Here is a 2727-nt window from a genome sequence, read left to right on the forward strand (position 1 = left end):
GGCCTGGTAGTACAGGCTCTTCTTGAACTCCGGCACATACCGTGCAAAGGCATTAAACAGGACGTTTTCTTCGCTAGTGAGAGGCTTTCTGAACTTGAACGCCTCATACCTAGCTAGGTCTTCTTCGGTCTGGGGGCCTGACTTAGCCCTATCCTTTAACCAGGCTAATTCTTCGCTTGTTAGGGCGCTCTTTTGTTCCTGGGGGGTAAAGGGGTTACTAGGTGTATTCACCTCACTGGAAGGCTTGCTAGGCGTTACGCTGGGCTGGACAGGGTTGGTGGGTTGTGCCGGTTGTACTGGGGCAGCCGGTGCTTGAGGCTGTACCGGGTTAGTATCAGTCCTAGTAATAACCACCGTGCTGGTATCGTTGTTCCAGTCTACCTTGCCGTAGGTCTCGCCAATGGCCCGGAGGGGCATAACTGTCCGGTTACTGGAGGTAATATAGGGGGCAACGTCCAGCTTTATAAAGTCAGTGCCTGTTTTCTTGTAGCGCAGGAAAAAAGGTTTGTCTGCATAAAAGGTATAGGTTTCATCCTTGGCCGGGTTTTTTACAGTAATAGACCGCTTTTCATTGTTCCATTCAACAGCCATATTTAAGCCCTCCATGACGGTCCGTAAGGGGACCATGGTCCGGCTGTCTTTAATAAAGGCCTTCTGGTCAGTCTGAGGGATTGTCCGTCCGTCTACAGTAATGGTAATGTCTCTGGCATGGCTTTCTGCTGCCTGTACAGGGGTAGCACTGGCCAAGAGGGCTACTGCTAATACAGCTGCTGTTGCTTTTTTAGTTAAGCTTCCTTTCATGGGTAATCCTCCTTTGCTTGGTTAGCGATTATTCGTTAGATATATAATACCACGCACACTAGATATAGTCAACTAACAATGTATATTACTACATGTAGTACAAAGGGATTATTTGAGGCTAGGGATAGCGGCATAGAAAAAGAGCCGGGCAAATGCTCGGCTCTTGGTGTTTCTTAGATGGATACGGTTTTATTCAGGTCTGTTGCAATCCATACTTCTCTGTCTTGGTTATCCAGGACGTAGTTGTGCCATACGGCGGATTCTGTTACGGCTGGGTCTCTAGTGTCGGAGAAGGTCCGGGTTGGTAGACCGTTGGTGTTGGGTTGGGTGTCTCTACCGGTGATTTGTTCCAGTTCTTTAATGAAGTCTAGGCGGTGGAGACGGGTCCCTGTTCTGTCTGTGCTGTAGTCGTAGCCGGGTAGGCCGGTGAGGCCGCAGGCTTTGAGCATCCGCCCGATTTGGTTACGGGTGGCTACAAAGCGGAACTGGGCGTTCTCTGTGCCGAACTGGACGTAGTCTTTGGTTTCCTCTAGGGGTGGGGTTGGCAGGAGTTCGTATTGTTTGAGGGCGCCAATGCCGACCATGAAGCGGACGGGGTTACTCGCCCAGGCGTTATTTAAGGTAAGGGTGTTGCTGGCGTAGTCTCTCCCCTGCATGAGTTCTTGCCTTTTTTCGGCGGTAATGGACCGGGCGATAAAGGCGGCTGCTTCTTCGGTAGAGAGGAAGTTTTTATCTGTGGTTGCGTAGGGTCCCCAGGTCCCATCTGTGTATCCGGCAGACAGGACGTGGTGGATCTTAGAGACGGGTTGTGGGTTATTGAAGCTAACGGTTACGTCTCCGGTAACGGGGTCGTGGGACTTGCTTTCTGCTGTGGCCTGGTTGACGTAGGGTTTGTCTGCTCCGTCGTTGGCGTGGAGGACTTTGAACTGGATAATAGCAGCTTTTCCGGGCTGGATGTCGCCTACCGGGATGGTGAGGGTATCTAACATGGAGCTGCCATTGGGTTTGTAGCTAAAGTCTGTCCCCCAGGCTTTAGGGACGCCATTAATGGTGAGGCTGTCCCGGTAGAAGGTCAGGCGAGAGGTATCTAGGACGTCTGTTACCTTAATATCTTTCCAGACCTTATCTGTATCGTTGGTTAGCTTAATGGTGTAGGTGTTTCTAGCGCCGTCTCTGGTGGAGAGATCTATACGCTCGGTTTCAGCAGTCTTTTCGAGGGTGGGTTGGTCGTCCGGTCTGTCCGGCTTACCCGGTACACCACTCCCTCCCTCTTCCGGTACTAATACCGGGGGGACTTTGACTTTATCGTCGGTGGCGCCGCCTGTACCGTTTTCACCGGTGGCGTTGGCGGTGTTAATTAAGGTGACAGCGTTTTGCTTACGGAGCTTGTCCAGCTCGTTTTCGCCGGTCCCTTTCTTGTAGGAAGGCTAAGATGATTAGGTCGCAAAAATTTGTACCCAGTGTTGATTTTCTTTATATCCCGCTGAATAGGCGAGACCCATAAATTTATTACTAGGGTTTAAAATATTTGCACGGTGTCCGGGGGAATTCATCCAATCATTAAATGCTTCTTGTTCGCTATATGGTTGTAATTTAGCATTTGTAGTAAATGCTGTTGCTAGGTTTTCATTAAATCGTATATAGCTTTTAAATTGAGACAAGTTCAAGTCATTCATAAGGGTATTCGTATCGCTCCCATCCAGTCTACTATGTGGATTCCAACCATTATTTTTTTTCTGGCGGTAATCGCTTTCTCCGGCATAAGATAAATCAACCTCCCTCGCCCTAATCTCAGCCCCTTCACAGAGGGCCGGAGAGAGCTTAACAAGCTGTAGTCCATGCTCTGCCCGGGCGGCATTCACCAGCTCCAGCATCCGCAGCTGGTCTGCTGTAAAGGGCTTTCGAGGGGCTTCTAAGGCCTTGTAG

Annotated in this window: 3 protein-coding genes; all 3 read right to left on the bottom strand. The window is 50.1% G+C overall.

Going from position 1 to position 2727, the window contains the following annotated elements; genetic code table 11:
* The coding region (locus tag ACKQTC_RS09155; protein ID WP_408978138.1) for a copper amine oxidase N-terminal domain-containing protein at positions 1–801 on the bottom strand (801 nt) is incomplete at its 3' end.
* A 173-nt stretch (positions 802–974) separates the two neighbouring features.
* A complete protein-coding gene (locus ACKQTC_RS09160; RefSeq protein WP_408978140.1) occupies positions 975–2195 on the bottom strand; it encodes a hypothetical protein in 1221 nt (406 codons plus the stop codon).
* A gap of 42 nt (positions 2196–2237) precedes the next feature.
* On the bottom strand, positions 2238–2727 hold a 490-nt coding region (locus ACKQTC_RS09165), incomplete at its 5' end, for a CAP domain-containing protein (protein WP_408978139.1).

The organism is Peptococcus simiae, from assembly GCF_046097595.1.
GTDB classification, from domain to species: domain Bacteria; phylum Bacillota; class Peptococcia; order Peptococcales; family Peptococcaceae; genus Peptococcus; species Peptococcus simiae.